At 66.5% G+C, this 18,589-nt stretch carries 19 protein-coding genes; 9 read left to right on the forward strand and 10 right to left on the reverse strand.

The window, feature by feature from the left end; translation table 11 throughout:
* Nucleotide 1: 1 nt before the first annotated feature.
* The 6 genes from AC3A6P_RS03070 to AC3A6P_RS03095 form a co-directional block, all read right to left on the reverse strand.
* Nucleotides 2-913, reverse strand: a complete 912-nt coding sequence (locus AC3A6P_RS03070; RefSeq protein ID WP_487688259.1) for a hydroxymethylglutaryl-CoA lyase — start codon at nucleotides 911-913, stop codon at nucleotides 2-4.
* A complete protein-coding gene (locus tag AC3A6P_RS03075; RefSeq protein ID WP_487688261.1) occupies nucleotides 910-2,115 on the reverse strand; it encodes a CaiB/BaiF CoA transferase family protein in 1,206 nt (401 codons plus the stop codon). The genes AC3A6P_RS03070 and AC3A6P_RS03075 overlap by 4 nt, the downstream gene beginning before the upstream one ends.
* Complete coding sequence (locus tag AC3A6P_RS03080) at nucleotides 2,112-3,290, reverse strand: alpha/beta hydrolase family protein (RefSeq protein ID WP_487688263.1); 1,179 nt, start codon at nucleotides 3,288-3,290, stop codon at nucleotides 2,112-2,114. Before AC3A6P_RS03080 ends, AC3A6P_RS03075 begins: the two co-directional genes overlap by 4 nt.
* A gap of 1 nt (nucleotide 3,291) precedes the next feature.
* Nucleotides 3,292-4,383: a homogentisate 1,2-dioxygenase gene (locus AC3A6P_RS03085; RefSeq protein WP_487688266.1), complete on the reverse strand. Its 1,092-nt coding sequence runs from the start codon at nucleotides 4,381-4,383 to the stop codon at nucleotides 3,292-3,294.
* An 80-nt stretch (nucleotides 4,384-4,463) separates the two neighbouring features.
* Nucleotides 4,464-5,009 carry a TetR/AcrR family transcriptional regulator gene (locus AC3A6P_RS03090; protein WP_487688268.1) on the reverse strand — a complete coding sequence of 182 codons (546 nt, stop codon included), beginning with the start codon at nucleotides 5,007-5,009 and terminating at the stop codon, nucleotides 4,464-4,466.
* A gap of 2 nt (nucleotides 5,010-5,011) precedes the next feature.
* Nucleotides 5,012-6,172, reverse strand: a complete 1,161-nt coding sequence (locus AC3A6P_RS03095; RefSeq protein WP_487688270.1) for an acyl-CoA dehydrogenase family protein — start codon at nucleotides 6,170-6,172, stop codon at nucleotides 5,012-5,014.
* 126 nt (nucleotides 6,173-6,298) lie between these two features.
* Between AC3A6P_RS03095 and AC3A6P_RS03100 the strand changes: the two genes are divergently transcribed.
* From AC3A6P_RS03100 to AC3A6P_RS03110, 3 genes are read left to right on the forward strand one after another with little or no spacing between them, the layout of a single operon-like run.
* Nucleotides 6,299-7,306, forward strand: a complete 1,008-nt coding sequence (locus tag AC3A6P_RS03100; RefSeq protein WP_487688272.1) for an acrylyl-CoA reductase family protein — start codon at nucleotides 6,299-6,301, stop codon at nucleotides 7,304-7,306.
* A 1-nt stretch (nucleotide 7,307) separates the two neighbouring features.
* The gene (locus tag AC3A6P_RS03105; protein WP_487688275.1) at nucleotides 7,308-8,168 is read left to right on the forward strand and encodes an oxidoreductase; all 861 of its coding nucleotides are present in this window, start codon (nucleotides 7,308-7,310) and stop codon (nucleotides 8,166-8,168) included.
* Nucleotides 8,165-8,701: an N-acetyltransferase family protein gene (locus AC3A6P_RS03110; protein ID WP_487688276.1), complete on the forward strand. Its 537-nt coding sequence runs from the start codon at nucleotides 8,165-8,167 to the stop codon at nucleotides 8,699-8,701. Before AC3A6P_RS03105 ends, AC3A6P_RS03110 begins: the two co-directional genes overlap by 4 nt.
* Before the next feature lie 29 nt (nucleotides 8,702-8,730).
* Here the strand turns inward: AC3A6P_RS03110 and AC3A6P_RS03115 are convergent, their stop codons facing one another.
* The 3 genes from AC3A6P_RS03115 to hisN all read right to left on the reverse strand — a co-directional run bounded on the left by AC3A6P_RS03115 (nucleotide 8,731) and on the right by hisN (nucleotide 12,244).
* Nucleotides 8,731-9,954, reverse strand: a complete 1,224-nt coding sequence (locus AC3A6P_RS03115) for an acyl-CoA dehydrogenase family protein (RefSeq protein ID WP_487688279.1) — start codon at nucleotides 9,952-9,954, stop codon at nucleotides 8,731-8,733.
* Between the two features lie 33 nt (nucleotides 9,955-9,987).
* Entirely contained in the window at nucleotides 9,988-11,352 is a 1,365-nt protein-coding gene (locus AC3A6P_RS03120) for an acyl-CoA dehydrogenase family protein (protein WP_487688282.1), read from the reverse strand.
* A 76-nt stretch (nucleotides 11,353-11,428) separates the two neighbouring features.
* Nucleotides 11,429-12,244 carry a histidinol-phosphatase gene (gene hisN / locus AC3A6P_RS03125; protein ID WP_487688284.1) on the reverse strand — a complete coding sequence of 272 codons (816 nt, stop codon included), beginning with the start codon at nucleotides 12,242-12,244 and terminating at the stop codon, nucleotides 11,429-11,431.
* 23 nt (nucleotides 12,245-12,267) lie between these two features.
* On the opposite strand from hisN, the gene AC3A6P_RS03130 reads away from it, so the two are divergent.
* The gene (locus AC3A6P_RS03130; RefSeq protein WP_487688287.1) at nucleotides 12,268-12,654 is read left to right on the forward strand and encodes a hypothetical protein; all 387 of its coding nucleotides are present in this window, start codon (nucleotides 12,268-12,270) and stop codon (nucleotides 12,652-12,654) included.
* Between the two features lie 130 nt (nucleotides 12,655-12,784).
* Here the strand turns inward: AC3A6P_RS03130 and AC3A6P_RS03135 are convergent, their stop codons facing one another.
* Nucleotides 12,785-14,146 carry an FAD-dependent oxidoreductase gene (locus tag AC3A6P_RS03135; protein WP_487688290.1) on the reverse strand — a complete coding sequence of 454 codons (1,362 nt, stop codon included), beginning with the start codon at nucleotides 14,144-14,146 and terminating at the stop codon, nucleotides 12,785-12,787.
* 227 nt (nucleotides 14,147-14,373) lie between these two features.
* On the opposite strand from AC3A6P_RS03135, the gene prfB reads away from it, so the two are divergent.
* From prfB to ftsX, 5 genes are read left to right on the forward strand one after another with little or no spacing between them, the layout of a single operon-like run.
* A complete protein-coding gene (gene prfB / locus AC3A6P_RS03140) occupies nucleotides 14,374-15,489 on the forward strand; it encodes a peptide chain release factor 2 (RefSeq protein WP_487688292.1) in 1,116 nt (371 codons plus the stop codon).
* Nucleotides 15,479-16,480, forward strand: a complete 1,002-nt coding sequence (locus tag AC3A6P_RS03145) for a mechanosensitive ion channel family protein (protein ID WP_487688295.1) — start codon at nucleotides 15,479-15,481, stop codon at nucleotides 16,478-16,480. Before prfB ends, AC3A6P_RS03145 begins: the two co-directional genes overlap by 11 nt.
* Nucleotides 16,477-16,944 (forward strand): Rv3103c family proline-rich protein, encoded by a 468-nt coding sequence (locus tag AC3A6P_RS03150; protein ID WP_487688297.1) that lies wholly within the window; start codon nucleotides 16,477-16,479, stop codon nucleotides 16,942-16,944. The genes AC3A6P_RS03145 and AC3A6P_RS03150 overlap by 4 nt, the downstream gene beginning before the upstream one ends.
* A 59-nt stretch (nucleotides 16,945-17,003) precedes the next feature.
* Nucleotides 17,004-17,693, forward strand: coding sequence for a cell division ATP-binding protein FtsE (gene ftsE, locus AC3A6P_RS03155; protein WP_487689352.1), 690 nt, complete (start codon nucleotides 17,004-17,006; stop codon nucleotides 17,691-17,693).
* The gene (gene ftsX / locus AC3A6P_RS03160) at nucleotides 17,694-18,587 is read left to right on the forward strand and encodes a permease-like cell division protein FtsX (protein ID WP_487688299.1); all 894 of its coding nucleotides are present in this window, start codon (nucleotides 17,694-17,696) and stop codon (nucleotides 18,585-18,587) included.
* Nucleotides 18,588-18,589 lie beyond the last annotated feature (2 nt).

Consider the following 18,589-nt stretch of genomic DNA (forward strand, 5'->3'; position numbering starts at 1 on the left):
GCTATCCGTCCGGCAACCGGTCACCGGCGCGCAGGAGCGCGCTGGGCAGCTCGTGTCCTACCAGGCGTTGCGCGACGGCCGCCGCCGCGATGGCCGCCTGCAGGTCGACGTCGGTGTGAACAGCGCTGTCGCGCAACAGGTATACCAGGTCCTCGGTGGCGATGTTACCGCTGGCACCGGGGGCGAACGGACAACCGCCCAACCCGCCGACCGAGGCGTCCAGCCGCGTCACTCCGGCGCTGACCGCGGCGTACGCGCTGGCCAGCCCGGCGCCCCGGGTGTTGTGAAAGTGCGCACCCAGCGGCAGTTCGCCCACTGCGGGTCCGATCTGCTCGATCAGCGACCGCACCCGGCGTGGTGTGGCCGTGCCGATGGTGTCGGCGATGGCCAACCGATCGGCACCGGCGGCCACCGCGGCCGTCGCCACGTCGAGCACCCGCTGCGGTGCGGTGGGCCCGTCGAAGGGACAGTCCCAGGCGGTGGCGATGATGACTTCGACGCTGACCCCGCTGTCGTGGGCGATCGCCACGATCTCCGGGATCTGGGCGCCGGCTTCGGCGGTACTGCGACCCACGTTCGCCCGGCTGTGCCCGTCGGCCGCCGAGACCACGTACTCGATGGTGCCCAGGCCGGCGGCAATGGCCCGTTTGGCGCCATTGGGACTGGCGACCAGCGCCGAGAAGTGCACGGTGTCCGGGAAATCCGCCAGGGCCGCAGCGAATTCTGCGGCGTCGGCCAGAGCGGGCACCTTGCTGGGCGAGACGAACGCGGTGGCCTCCACCTCGCGGACACCCGTGGCCACGATGGCTTCGAGGAGTTCGATCTTGGCGGCCAGGGGAATCGGAGCCTCGATCTGCAGGCCGTCACGCAGGGCCACTTCCCGGATGGTGACGTGCTCGGGTAGATCTGTCACAGCACCCCCTTCGTGCGCAACGCCGCGAGCTCGTCGTCGGTGTGTCCGAGCAGCTCGCCGAACACCTCGTCGTTGTGCTGACCGGGCCTGCTGGAGCCCGAACAGCGCACCGTGCCCGGTGATTCGGACAGCACGGGCACGATGCCCGGTCCGAGGACCGACCGGTCGACCCGCTCGTCCCAGTGCTCCACCAGCATGCCCCGGGCCCGCAGTTGCGGATCGTGGACCACCTCGGCGACGGTGTTGATGGGGCCGGCGATCACGCCGGCGGCCGACAGTGTGTCGATGATGTCGGCGGGCTGCCGGGTGGCGGCCCAGTCGCCGATCAGTTTGTCGAGCTCATCCTGATTGCGTCCCCGGGCTGCGTGGTCGACGAACCGGTCATCGCTGGCCAGCTCGGGCCGGTCCATCGCGGCGCAGAGCCGGCGGAACACGGTGTCCTGGTTGGCGGCGATCACCACCCAGCTGCCGTCGGCGCTGCGATAGATGTTGGACGGGGCGATCCCCTCCAAGCGGGTGCCTGACGGACCACGCACCACACCGCCGACGTCGTAATCCGGGATCGTGGATTCCTGCACCGCCAAACAGGATTCGGTGAGCGCGGTGTCGACCACCTGTCCTTCGCCGGTGACCGTGCGCCGGTAGAGCGCGGCCAACGCACCCTGGGCGGCGAACATACCCGCCAGGCTGTCGCCCAGTGAGAGTGCCAGCCGGGGCGGGGGACCGCCGGGGAATCCGTTGAGGTGACGCAATCCGCTGGCCGCTTCGGCCACCGAGGCGTAACCCGCCCGGTGCGCGTCGGGCCCGGTCTGGCCGTAACCGGACACCCGGACCAGGATGATGCCGCGGTTGCGCGCATGCAGGACGTCGTAGCCGAGGTTCCAGCGTTCCAGGGTGCCCGGCCGGAAGTTCTCGACGATGATGTCGCTGCAGTCGACGAGTTCCAGGAACAGCTCGCGGCCCTGCTCGGTGCGCAGGTCCAGTGTGACCGCTTTTTTGTTGCGGGCGTGCACCGTCCAGAAGAACCGGTGCCCGTCGAGTTCGGCCTGGCCCCAGGTGCGCAGCGGGTCGGGCGCCCCGGGCGGCTCGATCTTGATGACCTCGGCACCCATGTCGCCGAGCAGCCGGCCGGCGAACGGGCCCGAGATCAGCGTGCCGACCTCCAACACCCGGACACCGTCCAATGGACCGGTGGGAGTCACTTCACCTCCTGCGAGAAGCCGTGCCGGTGCAGCCAGTCGGTACAGATCCCGACTGCCTGCGCAAGCGTCTCACGTTGGGCCGGTCCGGCGTAGTAGTGGTTGGCGCCTTCGATTTCGTGCAGTTCCTTGTCCGGATGCCCGATCGCCTCGAACAGTCTGCGGGTATGGCTCGGGGTGCAGGCGTCGTCGGCGAGGTTGCCGATCACCAGGGCCGGGACGTCGATATCCGGGCCGGCCTTCACGGCGTCACCGTTGGCGTCGTCATAACTCCACTGCGACAGCCAACTGCGCAAGGTGCAGAAGCGCGCCAGCCCCACCGGGCTCATGTTGACCACCTGCGGGTCGCCCAGATAGCAGGTGCCGGGTTCACGGTCGTTGGGGTCGACGGACGGGTCGAGCCAGCGAGGATCGGCCATGGTGCCGTGTACGACGAACGCGAACTCGTCGTCTGCTCGGCCTGCCGCTTTCAGTTCGGCCAGCTTGTCTTTGACCCAGGCGGTGATGCGCCGGTTCCGCGCCACCTGCGCTGCCCGGTAGCGCTCCAGGAACTCAGGGGTGTACGGGGGCTGGTTGGGGTTGTCCGGGTTGTAGAGATCGAGCTCGGGATCACGGTTGTCCGGATCGTTCTCATCGAGGATCGAGGCGTCCAGCCATTCGGTCAGCGTGCCGTGCCTGCTGATGTGTGCGGCCAGCAACATGATGCCGTCGGCCGGGAGCAGGCCCAGCTTGGTCAGATCCGGGCCGTCGCCGGACGGACTGGCCGTCACCGTGGGCTTCTGAGCCTGCTGCTGGTAGAACACCGACAGCGAGCCGCCGCCGCTCCATCCGGCCAGCACCACTTTCGAGTACCCCAGCCGGTTCTTGGCGTCTTTGACGCACTCGCCGAGATCCTCGACCACCTTCTCCATCAGCAACGCCGAGTCGGTGCCGCGGAACCGGCTGTTGCAGTAGATGACATGGTGGCCGGCCTTGGCCAGCCCGTTGATCATCGGCAGATAGGCGCCGCCTCCGATCGGGTGCATGAACACCAGCACGGTATCGGAGGGGCGGTCGGGTTTGAGGAGATAACTCTCCAGCACCACCAGCTCGGCCACCCCGCCGTAGACATCGCGGACCGCCGAATTGTTCTGGTAGGCAATCAGATAGGGGATTCGCCGATACTCGTGCCGGGCCACGTCAGTGCTGACCCAGGTCGTGGGCCAGCACCTCGGCGGACGGAATCAACCGGCGCCGCGTGTCGATCGCGATCACCTTCCAGTCCACATCGGTGTACTCGTCGAACTTCCGGCGGGCGCGCTCGCGTGCCTTCTCCGGGGCGCCGTGGTGAACCCCCTGCGGGGCATGGCTGATCAGTCCCGGCGGCATCGGAATGCCGTAGAGCGAACCGCCGTGGAAGAAGGCGATCTCGTCGAAGTCGACGTTGCGGTGATACCAGGGCGTGCGTTCGGTACCCGGCACACTCTCGGCGGGTTTGGGCAGGAAGTTCATCACGTAGACACCGGTCGCCTGCATGAACAGATGCACCGTCGGCGGCAGGTGCACACTGGCTGAGGTGACGACGTTGTAGTCGGCGATGTTGAACGTGAAGGCGAAGTTGTCGCCTCGCCACCCTTCGACGTCCAGCGGATTGTGTTGGTAGAACAGCGTTGTCGGACCGCCGTCGTGGACGAGACGAACCTCGTATTCGTCACGCTCCTCCATGCCGGAGGGCGCCGGCTCCGGGATGACGGCCTGCGACGGATCGAACGGGAAGTGCCGGCCCAGCTGTCCCGGCGGAGGCACCCGGAACTCGTCGGTCGCTTCGATCATCACCCAGGTGGTCTCCGAGGCGGGGAGGTGGCGCCACGTACATGCCTTGGGGATGTACACCCAATCGCCCTCGCGGTAGGGCAGCGGGCCGAACTCCGTTTCCACCAGTCCCGAGCCCTGGTGCACGAAGAGCAGCAGGTCGCCGTCGACGTATCGGGTGAAGAACGGCATCTCCTGGCCGCGCCGAGACAGGTAGATGCGGCAATCGGCGTTGGAGAACAACAACATCGGGCTGCCGTGGGCCTCGGTGGCGTCGCTGGGCTTGAGCTCGCCGGCCAGCACGTCGACCGGTCGCAGGGGGCCGACCGACCGGAAGGCGGTGGGGTCGTGGCGGCGGTACATGTTGGCGGTGCGGCCGGTGAAACCACCGCGTCCCAGCTCATCGTCTTTGAGCCCGTTGAGATCCGCGTGCAGCCGCCGCGGTGTGACGCCCTTGCGAAGGTGAGTAAACGACTCCATTGGGTTACTCCTGTCGATCGTCGACTGAAAAGTGACGTTAACTTCACTTTTGTCTGAAGTCAACGGGTGTCAAGTTCCGGCTACGGTCGCGTCATGAGATCCAGGAAACGTTCGCGTTGACCCGCGGTCAGCGGCCGGGGTTTCGCTCCCGCCAGGCTCAGGAAGCCGATTCCGGCCGCGAACGTCGTCGCCGCCCGCAACTCGGCGTCCGGCACGTCGAACCCCAGGTCCACGAACGCTTGACGCACGCGGGACTGCACACGCCGGTCCGCGGCGTCGACGCCGGCGGCCACGTTCTTGTCCGTCCGGGCCCATTCCCGCATCGTGCGTTCGAGCTTCCAGTGCCGCGGGCTCACCAGCGCGGTGATCATCGTCGACAGGCGCTCACGCGGTGGTCTGTCGCTGTCGTCGGGTTCTTCGCCGCGCTGTTCGGCCCAGCACTGGATCAGTGCGGCCCGATAGGTCGCCATATCGGTGAAATGCCAGTAGAAGCTACCCTTGGTGACGCCGAGCCGGCTGCAGAGCCGGTCGATCTTGAGTGCCGGTAAGCCTTCGTCGGCCAGCAGTGCGTAGCCGGCCTGAATCCAGTCATCGACCGACAGTCGCGACGTCGTCCTGGCGGTCATCGTCACACCATCGCAAACGGCGGGATCTTGGCGCCGATCGCCAGCGCGCCGGCGAGCTCACGGCTGGTGTCGTAGTCGAAGATGACGTGACCGGCCAGCACATCCACATCGCGTTTGGCCCGTTGCAGCGGATTGGTCAGGAAGTGGGCGCCGGCCCCCGACGCGCCCAACAGCATGGCGATCACCTCCCGCGACTCGTGCACGACGTGGGCGGCCGTGAGTCGGGCTTGGGCGCGAAGGGGCTTGGGTACCGGATCCCCTGCGAGCACTGCGTTTTCGAGGCTGTCCACGGTTTCGCAGAGCAGCGCGCGGAGCGCGCGCACGCGCACCTGCGCCTCGCCGAGATGGGCCTGGGCGATCGGTTTGTCTTTCTGTTTCACGCCTTCGTAAGCGAGCACCCGCTCGGAGAGTCGCTCGGCATAGAGGTCGATGACCCGTTCGGCGCTGCCGAGCGCGGGCATGGCGGCCAGTAGGGACAACGCAGGCACCATGGGCCACCGGTAGGTGGGGCTGTCGTGCAGGGCGGCGCCCGGGGCGGTGCCGGCATAGATGTCGGCGACACGCACCAGACGGTGTTCGGGGACGAAGGCGCCGTCGATGAGGACGTCGTTGGAACCGGTGGCGCACATCCCGTCGGTGTGCCAGACGTCCTCGATGCGGGTGTCCGTGATCGGCAGCAGGGCCAGCGCCGGGTAGAGGTCGTGATCCGGCCCGCACAGTGCGCCGACGATGATCCAGTTGCCGTCCATCACGCCTGTCGCCCAGGACCAGCGGCCACGGAGCCGGATGCCGCCCGGTGCGGGCAGCCCGCGGCCGGTGGGGGCCAGGGGAGCCGGCGCCAGGAACGGGCGGGAGGCGAATGCTTCGGCCTGTGCCTGTTCGTCGAACAGGGCCAGCATCCAGTTGTGCAGCACGTAGAAGCCGATGGTCCATGCGCTGGAGGCGCAGCCGTGCGCCATCCGCCGCACCGGGTCCAGCAGCGCCGGGAACTCCGCCTGCCTGCCGCCGTAGCGGGCGGGCACCAGCAGGTCGGTGAAGCCGGATTCCACCAGGTCGGCGACGGTGGCGGCGGGTAGGCGGCGCAGTGTCTCGGCTTCTCGGGCGCGCTCGGCGAGCCGGTCGATGAACTGCTGGTCGATCACTGCCGCGGCGGCTGTGTTCATCGGCCGACCGTACCATACTGTCTGGTATGGAAAGTCGGCGTTTGCGGGTGTCGGGGTCTGGGTCGCGCCGGTGGAGGAGCATGATCGTCAGTGATCCGGTACGGACGGTCGAGAGGACATTCGGTGATGACCCAGGTCGATGAGTTCGACGCTCTGGTGGCCCATGAGGATGCCGCGGGTGACATCGTGCTGCGGCACGAAAAGCTCGAGGCGTCGGCACTGCCGGACGGTGAGGTGTTGATCTCTGTCGAGTATTCGGGCGTCAACTACAAAGACGCGCTGGCTGTGACACCGAAAGCCGGTGTGGCACGGTCTTATCCGCTGATTCCCGGCATCGACGTGGCCGGCACCGTGGCCGCGAGTTCGTCTCCCGGGTTCGCCGTCGGTGACACCGTGGTGGCGCACGGTTACGACATCGGCACCGGCCGCCACGGCGGCTACGCCACCCTGGCCCGGTACCCCGCGGAGTACGTGGTGAAGCTGCACAGCATCACCGCTGCGCAGGCGGCCGCGATCGGCACGGCGGGGTTCACCGCCGCCATGAGTGTCAACGCGCTGCGGGCGCACTGGGTGGCCCCGGGTGACGGTCCGGTCCTCGTCACGGGCGCCACCGGGGGAGTGGGAAGTGTCAGCGTGGACCTGCTGGCCGGCCTCGGTTACGAGGTGGTGGCGTCCACCGGCAAGCCCGACGCCCATGATCTGCTCCGCGATCTCGGCGCTGCCGAGGTCATCGACCGGGTGCCGGGCCCGGACGAAAAGGTGCGCCCGCTGGGGAAGACCCACTGGGCCGGCGTCGTCGACTGCGTCGGCGGCAAGACGTTGGCCTACGCACTCAGCACCCTGAAATACGGTGGTATCGCTGCGATCTCGGGTCTGGCCGGATCCGCGGATCTTCCGGCCACCGTGCACCCGTTCATCCTGCGCGGTGTCACCCTGGCCGGCATCGACTCCGTGCAACTCGACATCGAGGCCCGGCGTGCGGTCTGGCAGCAGATCGAGACCGAGCTGTTTCCGCTACATCTGGACCGGGTGACCCGCGATGTGGCGGTACTCGATGTTCCCGAGGTGCTGGGCACGATCACCGGTGGCGGGGTCACCGGGCGGACCCGAGTCGTGGTCCGGAACGGGTTCTGACATGAGTGCTGAGCGCTACCAGCTGGGAGACTTCCAGGTGCGCCGAGTCGGTTTCGGCGCCATGCAATTGCCGGGGCCGGGTGTCTTCGGGCCGCCCCGAGACCGCGATCAGGCGCTGGCGGTGCTGCGCCGTGCTGTCGAACTGGGTGTCGACCACATCGACACGGCGCAGTACTACGGCCCGGTGGTGGCCAATCAGCTGATCCGCGAAGCCTTGCACCCCTATCCGAGTGATCTGGCCATCGTGAGCAAGGTGGGTGGCCGCCGCGACGACAAGGGTGCCTGGCTGCCCGTGGACACCCCGGCCGACTTGCGCGCCGATATCGAAGCGAACCTGCAGACGCTGGGTATCGAACGATTGGCGGCGGTCAATCTGCGCCTCATGGACAGCTCGGGGCCGGACGCCTTGTTCGACGATCAGTTGGCCGTGATGATCGCGGCCCGTGATGAAGGGCTGATCGGCGGAATCGGCCTGTCGAACATCGAATCGTCGCATCTGGTGCATGCCGTGGCTCAGACCGACATCGTGTGCGTGCAGAATCCGTACAACCTCGTCGACCGCAGCTCCCAGGCCGTGCTGGACGAATGCGTGGCCCGCGCCATTGCCTTCGTGCCGTTCTTCCCGCTGGGATCGGCCTTCGCGCAAGACAATCCGGTGCTAGGCAATCCGATCATCCGGCGTACCGCCGATCAGCTGGGCCGCACCCCGGCGCAGGTGGCGCTGGCGTGGACACTCGGTGTGGCCCCCAATGTGCTGCTCATTCCCGGAACGTCGTCGGTGCCGCATCTCGAGGAGAACCTCGCGGTGGCCGAGATCGAGCTGGACGACGACACCCGCGGTCAGCTGGACAGCGCGGCGTGACACCGCGGGTGCGGGACGCCGGCGTCGACGACGGTGCTGCGTGCGCGCGGATCTACGCGCACTACGTGCGGGACACCGCCATCACGTTCGAGGCCGAGCCGCCGAGCGCCGACGAGATGGCGCACCGAATCGCCGCCGCCCGCGTCAAGCACGAATGGCTGATCCTGGAAGACGACACCGGTGCGGTGACCGGGTATGCCTACAGCACCGAGTTCAAGTCGCGTGCTGCGTATCAGTGGTCGGTGGAAACCAGTGTGTACCTTGCCCCGGACCGGCACCGCGGCGGTGGCGGCCGCCTGCTGTACACCGAGCTGCTGGCCAGGCTGGCGCGGCGCGGATATCGACGTGCCTTCGCCGGCATCACCCAACCCAACGACGCCAGCATGGCGTTTCACCGTGCGTTCGGATTCCAGGAGGCGGGGGTGTTCCGCCGCGTGGGCTTCAAACACGGCAGCTGGCGCGATGTGGCGTGGCTGCAGGCCGACCTGATCGAACACGAGGACGATCGTGATCCCCCGGGGCCCGTCCGCTGACCACGTGGCCGATACCGAAAACAGCCCTGCTACTTGAGCTCTGCTGACGTCAACCCCAGGAGTCGACGCGCCACCACCAGCTGCTGAATCTGTTGCGTGCCCTCGAAGATGTCGAGAATCTTCGAATCGCGGGCCCACTTCTCCAGCAGTGCCTCCTCGGAATAGCCGACGGTACCGGCCAGTTCGACGGCCTTGAGGGTGATGTCACTGGCCACGCGGGCGGCCTTGGCCTTGCCCATCGAGGCTTCCTTGGAATTCGGGATCTTGTTGTCGGCCTGCCATGCCGAGCGCACGGTCAGCAGATAACCGGCCTCCCAGTCGGCTTCCATCCGCAGGAATTCCGCGGCCGGTGCGCTCTGGGCGTGGGCCGGTTTGTCATAGGAGATCTCGATCCCGGCCTCGGTGAGGATCTTGCGCAGGTCCTCCAGGGCGGCGCGAGCAACCCCGACCGCCATGGCCGCCACGATGGGCCGGGTGTTGTCGAAGGTCTCCATGACCCCCGCAAAACCCTTCTCCACGTGGATCTCCGGGCTGCCGAGGAGGTTGTCCTTCGGGATCCGGGCGTTGTCGAAGCGGATGACGGCGGTGTCGGAGGCCTTGATGCCGAGCTTGTGCTCGAGGCGTTCGACGGTGACACCCGGGTGTTCGCGGGGCACGATGAACGACTTGATGGCCGCGCGACCCAAGGTCTTGTCCAGCGTCGCCCACACCACGATATGGGTGGCCCGCGAGCCCGCGGTGACGAAGATCTTCTCGCCGTTGATGACGTACTCGTCGCCGTCGAGTTTGGCGGTGGTGGACACGGCCGCGGAGTCCGAGCCGAAGCCCGGTTCGGTGATGGCCATCGCGGCCCATACGTCGGTGCCCAAACGCTCGAGCTGCTCGGGAGTGGCCACCGACGAGATGGCCGCGTTGCCCAGGCCCTGGCGCGGCACCGACAGCAGCAGCGCGACATCACCCCAGGAGATCTCGAGGGCGTTCAGCAGCGCAGACATGTTGGCGCCGTTGACCGTTACGGGTTTGTCGCCATCGTCTACCGCTGCGTCCCGGAAGGCCTCGGCTCCCGCGAACGAGATGGTCTTCGCCTCGGAGATGCCCTCGAAAAGGTCTGCGAGGGTGTCCAACTCCACCGGGTAGGCGTGTTCTTTGAGGTCGTACTTGCGCGAGATCGGCCGCAGCATCTCGGCTGCACCTTGGTGGCCCTTCTCGATGACGGCCTGCAGCTTCTTCGGCATTTCCAGATTGATCGCCATGTGCTTGGTGCCTTCCTAGAGAACTGGCCCGTTTCAGAGAACAACAACACCCTCGGCGACGCCGATGGCCCGCAGATCGCGGTACCAGCGTTCGACCGGGTGTTCTTTCGTGTAACCGTGGCCGCCGAGCAGCTGCACGCCGTCGAGGCCGATCTGCATGCCCTTGTCGGTGCCCAGTTTCTTGGCCAGTGCCGCCTCGCGGGCGAACGGCAGGCCCTGTTCGGCCCGCGCGGCGCCGCGCCAGGTGATCAAGCGCAGGCCGTCGAGTTCGATGGCGATGTTGGCACACATGAAGGCCACCGACTGACGATGGGCAATGGGCTCGCCGAAGGCCTGGCGTTCCTTGATGTAGGGCACCACATAGTCCAGGACGGCGTGTGAGGTGCCGACGGCCAGCGCCGCCCAGCCCAGCCGGGACAGGGCGATGGCCTGGGAGTAATCCTCGTCGGCGGCCTCGTCTTCGCCCAGCCGTGCGCTCAGGGGAACGGACACGTTGGCGAACTCGACCTTGCCGAGGGCGGCCGCCCGAATACCCATGCTGGGATCGGCGGTCACCGTGACGCCCTTGCTCGCGGCCTCGACGATGAACATGGCCGGTTTGCCGTTCAATTGTGCTGCCACGATGAACAATTCGGCATCGGCGGCGGCGGGAACCAGCGACTTGACGCCGTCGATGCGGTAACCGCTGGGCGTGCGGACCGCGGTGGTCTTCAGTGCCGTGGGGTCGAACAACGCCCGCGGCTCGGTGATCGCCAGACATGCCTGCGGGACATTCTCCCCGGCGAATTCCTTGAGGTAGGTGGCCTGCTGGTCGGCGCTGCCCCAGTGGGTGAGGGCCGACGCAACGCCGCTGGGCGCCAGGATCGGCAGCGCCAAACCCATGTCGCCGTAGGCCAATGCCTCGGCGACGAGCGCGTTGGTGACCGTGGCGCGGTGGGCGGCGATCCCGTCGAAATCCTCCGGGATGTTGATCGCCGTGACTCCGAGTTCGGCGGCCTTGGCCACCAGGTCCTTGGGATATGCGGCGGCGTCGTCGGCATCACGGGCGGCCGGGCGCAGGATCTCCTCGGCGAACTCGTTGACCGTTTCGACGATCATCTTCTGCTCGTCGTCCGGGGTGAGGTCAAAATAGTTGGCGCCGCTGGCCTTCAGTCGGGTCGGTGGCTTCCCGAGGCCCTGGATGCGCTTGAACTGACGGGTCGAAGCGCCGGCTGCCGAGAACGCCGTCTTGACTCCGAGTCGCAGCCCGCGGTTGAGAGGGTCGCGCAGGTTGTAGCGATCCAGGAATTCCTGTCCCACCAGCGGAGTGATGAGTGCCAGGCCGATGTCGGTGACGGTGCGCTTGTGCTTCTGCAGCCCTACTCCGGATTCAGACCGGGCGGGAAGAGTGTTGGTCATATCAGCAGCCTCAATGTTGGGGACCGATGAACCGTATCTTACTCCAGAGTAAGGTACGGCGACCCTGTTAGCTAGTTCACATTTGCGTGAACCGCCGCAACACCTGCTCGTGCAAGAGCCCGTTGGTGGCCACCGCGCTGCCGCCGTGGGGGCCGGGTTCGCCGGCCAGATTGGTGAAGGTGCCGCCGGCCTCGCGGATCAAGATGTCCAGCGGAGCCAGGTCCCAGAGGTTGACCTCCGGTTCGGCCGTGATGTCGACAGCGCCCTCGGCGAGAAGGCAGTACGACCAGAAATCGCCGTAGGCCCGGACCCGCCATACGTCGTCCAGCAGTGCCAGGAACTGGCTGCGTTGCTCACCCCAGCCCACCAGATCGGAGTACGACACGCTGGCCGAATTCAGTTCGGAGACCCCGGACACCGAGATCTGCCGTGTCTGACCGCCGAACGAGGTGAAGGCCCCCTGTCCCGTTGCCGCCCACCAGCGCCGGCCCAGTGCCGGGGCGCTGATCACCCCGACGGTGGGCACACCGTCGTCGAGGAGGGCGATGAGTGTGCACCAGACCGGCACTCGGCGGACGAAGTTCTTGGTGCCGTCGATCGGGTCGAGAACCCACTGCCGTCCGGTGAAAGTCGGTGTGCCGCCGAACTCTTCGCCGAAGACCAGATCGTCGGGCCGGGCCTGCTGCAATAGATTGCGCAGTTCGGTTTCGGCGGAACGGTCGGCATCGGTGACCGGGGTCAGATCGGGTTTGGTGTCGATCCGCAGGTCCTGCGCACCGTAGCGGTCCATCGTCACGACGTCTGCTCGGTCGGCCAGTTGGAGGGCCAAGACGAGATCATCGTCAGTGGCTTGGTTGGTGGCGGTGGTGTTCGAGGCGGCATCGTGGCTCATGGCAGCAGTCCTACCATGGCGGTGTGTGGGAATTCGCGATGATATTGCTCCTGGTCGGCGCACTTGCTCTGGTGATCGGACCCCGGTTGATGAAGCGGGGTCCACGTCCGGGGCAACCGTTGGCGGAGGGCACCCTGCTGGTGACAGGTGTGAGCCCCCGGCCCGATGGCGTGGACGGCGAACAGTTCGTCACGATCACCGGTGTCATCAACGGGCCCACGGTCAACGAGCACGTGGTTTATCAGCAGATGGCTGTCGACGTGAATCGATGGCCGACGATGGGGCAACTGTTCCCGGTGATCTACTCCCCGAAGAACCCCGACAAGTGGAACTTCGCGCCGGGGGACTCGCCCCCGCCGCCTCCGGCCGCACCGCCACCGCCGTACGCGCCGCCCGGGCCCGGGACGTAAGCGCCGAGACCGACGAAATTCCGAACCGCTCTCGAACTTTCGGGCGCCGAACCCTGGCCTGATCTCCTTCGCCTGGCTCGTTCCTCGCCAGCCTCGGCCTCAGGCCGGCGTCGGTTTGGGCGTAGATGCCTCAGCCGTGCCCGATCTTCAACAGCTCCGCCACACTCGACAACTTCACCCGCGGGCGGCCGTGCGGTTCACCGGCAGTGCGCTCGTGCGCGTCGATCAACCGCCAGTGATCATCGGTGACGAGCTTGGGTTGCCGCGACAGCAGCCACTGCACCAACTCATCGCTGTAGTCCGCCGGGCGGTCAGCCAATGTCGCGCCGGCGAGGTTCTCCAGCAGGGTGTTGACGGTCTCCTGCGAGTCCTTCTTGTTGCTGCCGATCACCCCTGACGGCCCGCGCTTGATCCACCCGACCACATATTCGTTCGCGCGGCCGGACACCTGTCCGCGGTCGTGGGGGATGGTGCCGGTCTTGTCGTCGAACGGCAGGCCAGGCGTCGCCACACCGCGATAACCGACCGCACGCACCACCAGTTGCGCCGGCAGCTCCTCACGCTCACCGGTGTCCTTGGCGACAATGCGGCCGGCGTCGTCGACGAGCTCGTTGCGGCCCAGCACCACCGACTCCACGTGATCGGTGCCGCGGATCTCGATGGGAGAGGTGCGGAACCGGAACACGATCCGCCGGTGTCCGGGTGTGGTGGGCCGGTCGATGAACCCACGCAGCACTTTGATGTTCTGTTTGACGGTCTTGCTCGCGGCCTCCAGATCGGCGTCGGTGATGCCGGAGAAATCGTCGGCATCGACGATCACGTCGACGTCCTCGAGGCCTTCCAGATCGTTGAGCTCACGCAGTTCCACGGTGGTGAAGGTGGCTTGCAACGGACCGCGGCGGCCGATCACCACCACCTCTTCGACGCCGCGCCCATGCAACGACTTCAACGCGTGGTCGGCGATGTCGGTGACCGCCAGCGCCGACGGGTCGGTCACCAGAACCCGGGCCACGTCCAGCGCCACGTTGCCGTTACCGACCACGATCGCGCGCCCACCGGTCAGATCCGGCGTCTTCTCCTCGAAATGCGGGTGGGCGTTGTACCACCCCACGAAATCAACCGCCGCCACGCTGCCCGGCAGGTCCTCACCGGGAATGTTCAGCGGCCGATCGGACTGCGCTCCCACCGCGTAGACCACCGCGTCGTAACGCGCGGCGAGTTCGTCGGCCTGGATCTGATCGCCGATGGTGACGTTTCCGAAGAACCGGAACCGGTCATCGTCGGAGATCTTGTCGAACTGCGCGCTGATCGACTTGATCTTCGGATGGTCCGGTGCCACCCCGGAGCGCACCAGCCCCCACGGCGTCGGCAGCATCTCGAGCATGTCCACTCGAACGTCGACGTCGTCCGCTTTCAACAACGACGCGGCGGCGAAGAAGCCGGAGGGTCCTGAGCCGACGATCGCCACGTGGAAAGGGCGGGTCTCTGACATAGCGCGACGCTTCCTGTCCGTACCCGTCGTCGCGCAAAGGGGCTGTTCGCGCTCAACACGGGGCCTGGGCCTGCCGCGCACACCAACATGACCGGTCTGTGGGCTGGACCGGACGGGCTGAGTCGGTCGCGCGGTGTTCATGTGCGGTTACAGATCCGATGTTAAACGTCACAGCCCTGAGCCGCCGGTAGTCACGGTGAACCGGCACGCCGGTAACCTGGACATCCGTGGACCTCGACCGGCAAGAACAGATCAGTGCACTCGACACCACCTTGACGACTGTGGAGCGGGTGCTCGATATCGAGGCGCTGCGCGGCCGCATCGACAAACTCGAGCACGAGGCGTCGGACCCCAACCTCTGGGACGACCAGACGCGCGCCCAGAAGGTGACCAGCGAGCTGTCCCACGCCCAGAACGAACTGCGCCGCGTCGAGGGCCTGCGGCAGCGGCTCGACGACCTGCCGGTGCTCTATGAGCTGGCGGCAGAGGAGGAAGGGCAGGACGCCGAGAACGCCACAGCCGAGGCGGACGCCGAACTCACGAAACTCCGTGAGGACATCGAGGCGATGGAAGTCCGCACGCTGCTGTCGGGAGAGTACGACGAGCGCGAAGCCGTGGTGACCATCCGATCCGGCGCGGGTGGTGTCGACGCCGCCGACTGGGCCGAGATGCTGATGCGGATGTACATCCGCTGGGCGGAGAAACACAATTACGGTGTCGAGGTCTTCGACACCTCCTACGCCGAAGAGGCCGGCATCAAGAGCGCGACATTCGCCGTCCACGCTCCGTATGCCTACGGAACGCTGTCGGTGGAGCAGGGCACCCACCGGCTGGTGCGCATCAGCCCCTTCGACAACCAGAGCCGGCGCCAGACGTCGTTCGCCGACGTCGAGGTGCTGCCGGTGGTGGAGACCACCGACCACATCGACATCCCCGAAGGCGATATCCGCGTCGACGTCTACCGCTCCAGTGGCCCGGGCGGACAGTCGGTGAACACCACCGACTCGGCCGTGCGCCTCACGCACATTCCCACCGGCATCGTCGTGACCTGTCAGAACGAGAAATCGCAGCTGCAGAACAAGGTCTCCGCCATGCGCGTCCTGCAGGCCAAGCTGCTGGAACGCAAGCGCTTGGAGGAACGCGCCGAGATGGACGCCCTCAAGGGCGACGGCGGCAGCTCCTGGGGCAACCAGATGCGCTCCTACGTGCTGCACCCCTATCAGATGGTCAAAGACCTGCGTAACGAGTACGAAGTCGGAAACCCCGCGGCGGTGCTCGACGGTGACATCGACGGTTTCCTGGAGGCGGGAATCCGCTGGCGTAACAGAAAAGATGACGAGTAACCCCGTGTCAGGAGTGCCGGACCACAACCTCACCACCCTGGCCTTCGACTGGTCAGGGCGCTGGCACGGTTTCTGGACCGGGAACATCGGCGAATGGATCCTCAGCCGGGGCCTGCGGATCCTCATGCTCGTCATCGCGGCGGTACTGATCGCCCGGTTCGTCAACTGGGCGGCGCAGAAGGTCACCCGCCGTATCGACGCGGACTTCCAGGAAAGTGACGCGCTGGTCCGCAGCGAGACGGCCAAACACCGTCAGGCGGTGGCGTCCGTCATCTCGTGGGTGACCATCGCGCTGGTGTTCGTCGTGATGATCGTCGAGATCACCTCGATCATCAACATCCCGATCGGCTCGCTGGTCGCCCCGGCCGCGGTATTGGGCGCGGCACTGGGTTTCGGTGCGCAGCGCATCGTGCAGGACCTGCTGTCGGGGTTCTTCATCATCACCGAGAAGCAGTACGGCTTCGGTGACCTGGTGACACTGACGCTGGGTTCGGCCAACGACGCGACCGGCACCGTCGAAGACGTCACCTTGCGCGTCACCAAGCTGCGCACCAGCGACGGCGAGGTGTTCACCATCCCCAACGGCCAGATCATGAAGTCGCTCAACCTGTCCAAGGACTGGGCGCGCGCCGTGGTCGACGTACCGGTGCCTACCAGCGCCGACCTGAACAAGGTCAACGAGTTGTTGCACGCGGTGTGCGAGAACGCCATGAAAGATCCCGGCATGAGGGAGCTGTTGCTCGATGCACCCCAGTTGATGGGCGTCGAGAGCATCGAGCTCGACAATGTGAACCTGCGGATGGTGGCCCGCACGCTGCCCGGTAAGCAGTTCGAGGTGGGCCGCCGGCTGCGCCTGCTCGTGGTGGCGGCGCTGGGCCGCGCCGGCATCGTCACACCCACCGAAGCCATGCCGATGGTCGGCGCCATCGTGCACCCGGCGACCTCGGGTGGCGCCGAAGAGGAAACACAAGGACCCACGAGTCAACGATGAAGCTCACCCTGCGCACCAAGAAGAGCGACACCCGCGGCTGGCCCGGCTACATCCTGGGCGGCCGGATGCGGACGTCGACGCTGGGGCTGATCGTGGCCTTCTTCGTGACCGCCTGGTTGTACGACACCTACCAGCCGCCGCCAGCACCCCCTGAGACGGCGCCGGCCGGCCAGATCGTGCCACCCGGGTTCGTGCCCGACCCCGAGTACACCTGGGTTCCGCGCACGTCGGTGCGCGAGTATCCGACCACGACGACGCCCCGCACGACGACATCGACGCCCACCACGACGACCACCACCGAGCCGCCGGTGACGACGACGGAGCCGTCGCCCACCACGACGACGCCGACCACGACGACGCAGAACCCGTTCCTGCCGACGCCGCCGACACCGCAGACGACGCCCACCACAGCCCCGACCCCGGAGCCGGGTCCGCCGCCGGTTCCGCCGATCCCCGGGTTCTGATCACCACAGGGGCGGTTCGGTCGTTTGCTGAGGTGGGACCGCTACACTGGCGTGCCGTGATGATCACCCTCGACAACGTGACGAAGCAGTACAAGCAGTCGGCGCGACCCGCGCTCGACAACGTCAGCGTCAAGATCGACAAGGGTGAGTTCGTCTTCTTGATCGGGCCGTCGGGCTCCGGCAAATCCACCTTCATGCGGCTGCTGCTGGCCGAAGAGCACCCCAGTTCGGGTGATATTCGTGTTTCCAAATTCCACGTCAACAAGCTCGCCGGCCGTCATGTGCCGAGCTTGCGGCAGGTGCTGGGGTGCGTGTTCCAGGACTTCAGGTTGCTGCAGCAGAAGACGGTGTTCGAGAACGTCGCCTTCGCGCTCGAGGTGATCGGTAAACGGGCCGACACCATCAACCGGGTGGTTCCCGAAGTGCTGGAGATGGTGGGGTTGTCCGGAAAGGCGAACCGGCTGCCGGCTGAACTCTCCGGCGGGGAGCAGCAGCGGGTGGCGATCGCCCGTGCCTTCGTCAACCGGCCGCTGGTGCTGCTGGCCGACGAGCCCACCGGGAACCTGGACCCCGAAACCAGCAAGGACATCATGGATCTGCTCGAGCGGATCAACCGCACCGGAACCACGGTGCTGATGGCTACCCATGACCACCACATCGTTGACTCGATGCGCCAGCGCGTCGTCGAGCTGTCGCTGGGCCGACTGGTCCGCGACGAGCAGCGCGGCGTTTACGGAATGGATCGTTAAGTGCGCTTTGGCTTCCTGATCAACGAGGTCGTGACCGGGCTTCGTCGCAACGTCACCATGACGATCGCGATGATCCTGACCACCGCGATCTCGATCGGCCTGTTCGGCGGAGGTTTGTTGGTGCTGCGGCTGGCCGACCAGTCGCGCAACATCTACCTGGACCGCGTCGAGACCCAGGTGTTCCTCACCGACGACATCTCGGCCAATGACCTGACCTGTGATTCCGAGCCGTGCCAGGCGCTGCGGGAAACCATCGAATCACGCGATGACGTGAGCTCCGTGCGGTTCCTCAACCGCGACGACGCCTACGAGGACGCTGTCCGCCGGGTGCCGCAGTACCGCGACGTGGCCAGTAAGGACGCCTTCCCGGCGTCGTTCATCGTGAAGCTGGACAACCCCGAACAGCACGCCGACTTCGACGCGGCGATGGTGGGCCAACCCGGTGTCCGAAGCGTGCTCAACCAGAAGGAGCTGATCGACCGGCTGTTCGCCGTGCTCGACGGCCTCTCGAGCGCGGCGTTCGCCGTGGCCCTGGTGCAAGCCGTCGGTGCGGTGTTGTTGATCGCCAACATGGTTCAAGTGGCGGCGTACACCCGCAGAACCGAGATCGGCATCATGCGTTTGGTCGGCGCCAGTCGTTGGTATACCCAGCTGCCGTTCCTATTGGAGGCGGTGATCGCGGCCACCCTTGGTGTGATCATCGCCGTGTTGGGATTGATCATGGTGCGCGCGTGGTTCCTGGAGAGCGCACTCGATCAGTTCTATCAAGCCAATCTCATCGCGCGCATCGACTACGCCGACATCCTGTACATCTCACCGATACTCTTCGCGCTGGGAGTATTGATGTCCGGTATCACGGGGTACGTCACGTTGCGCCTCTACGTACGCAGGTAATA

The organism is Mycobacterium sp. Soil_C_30 (genome assembly GCF_057656995.1).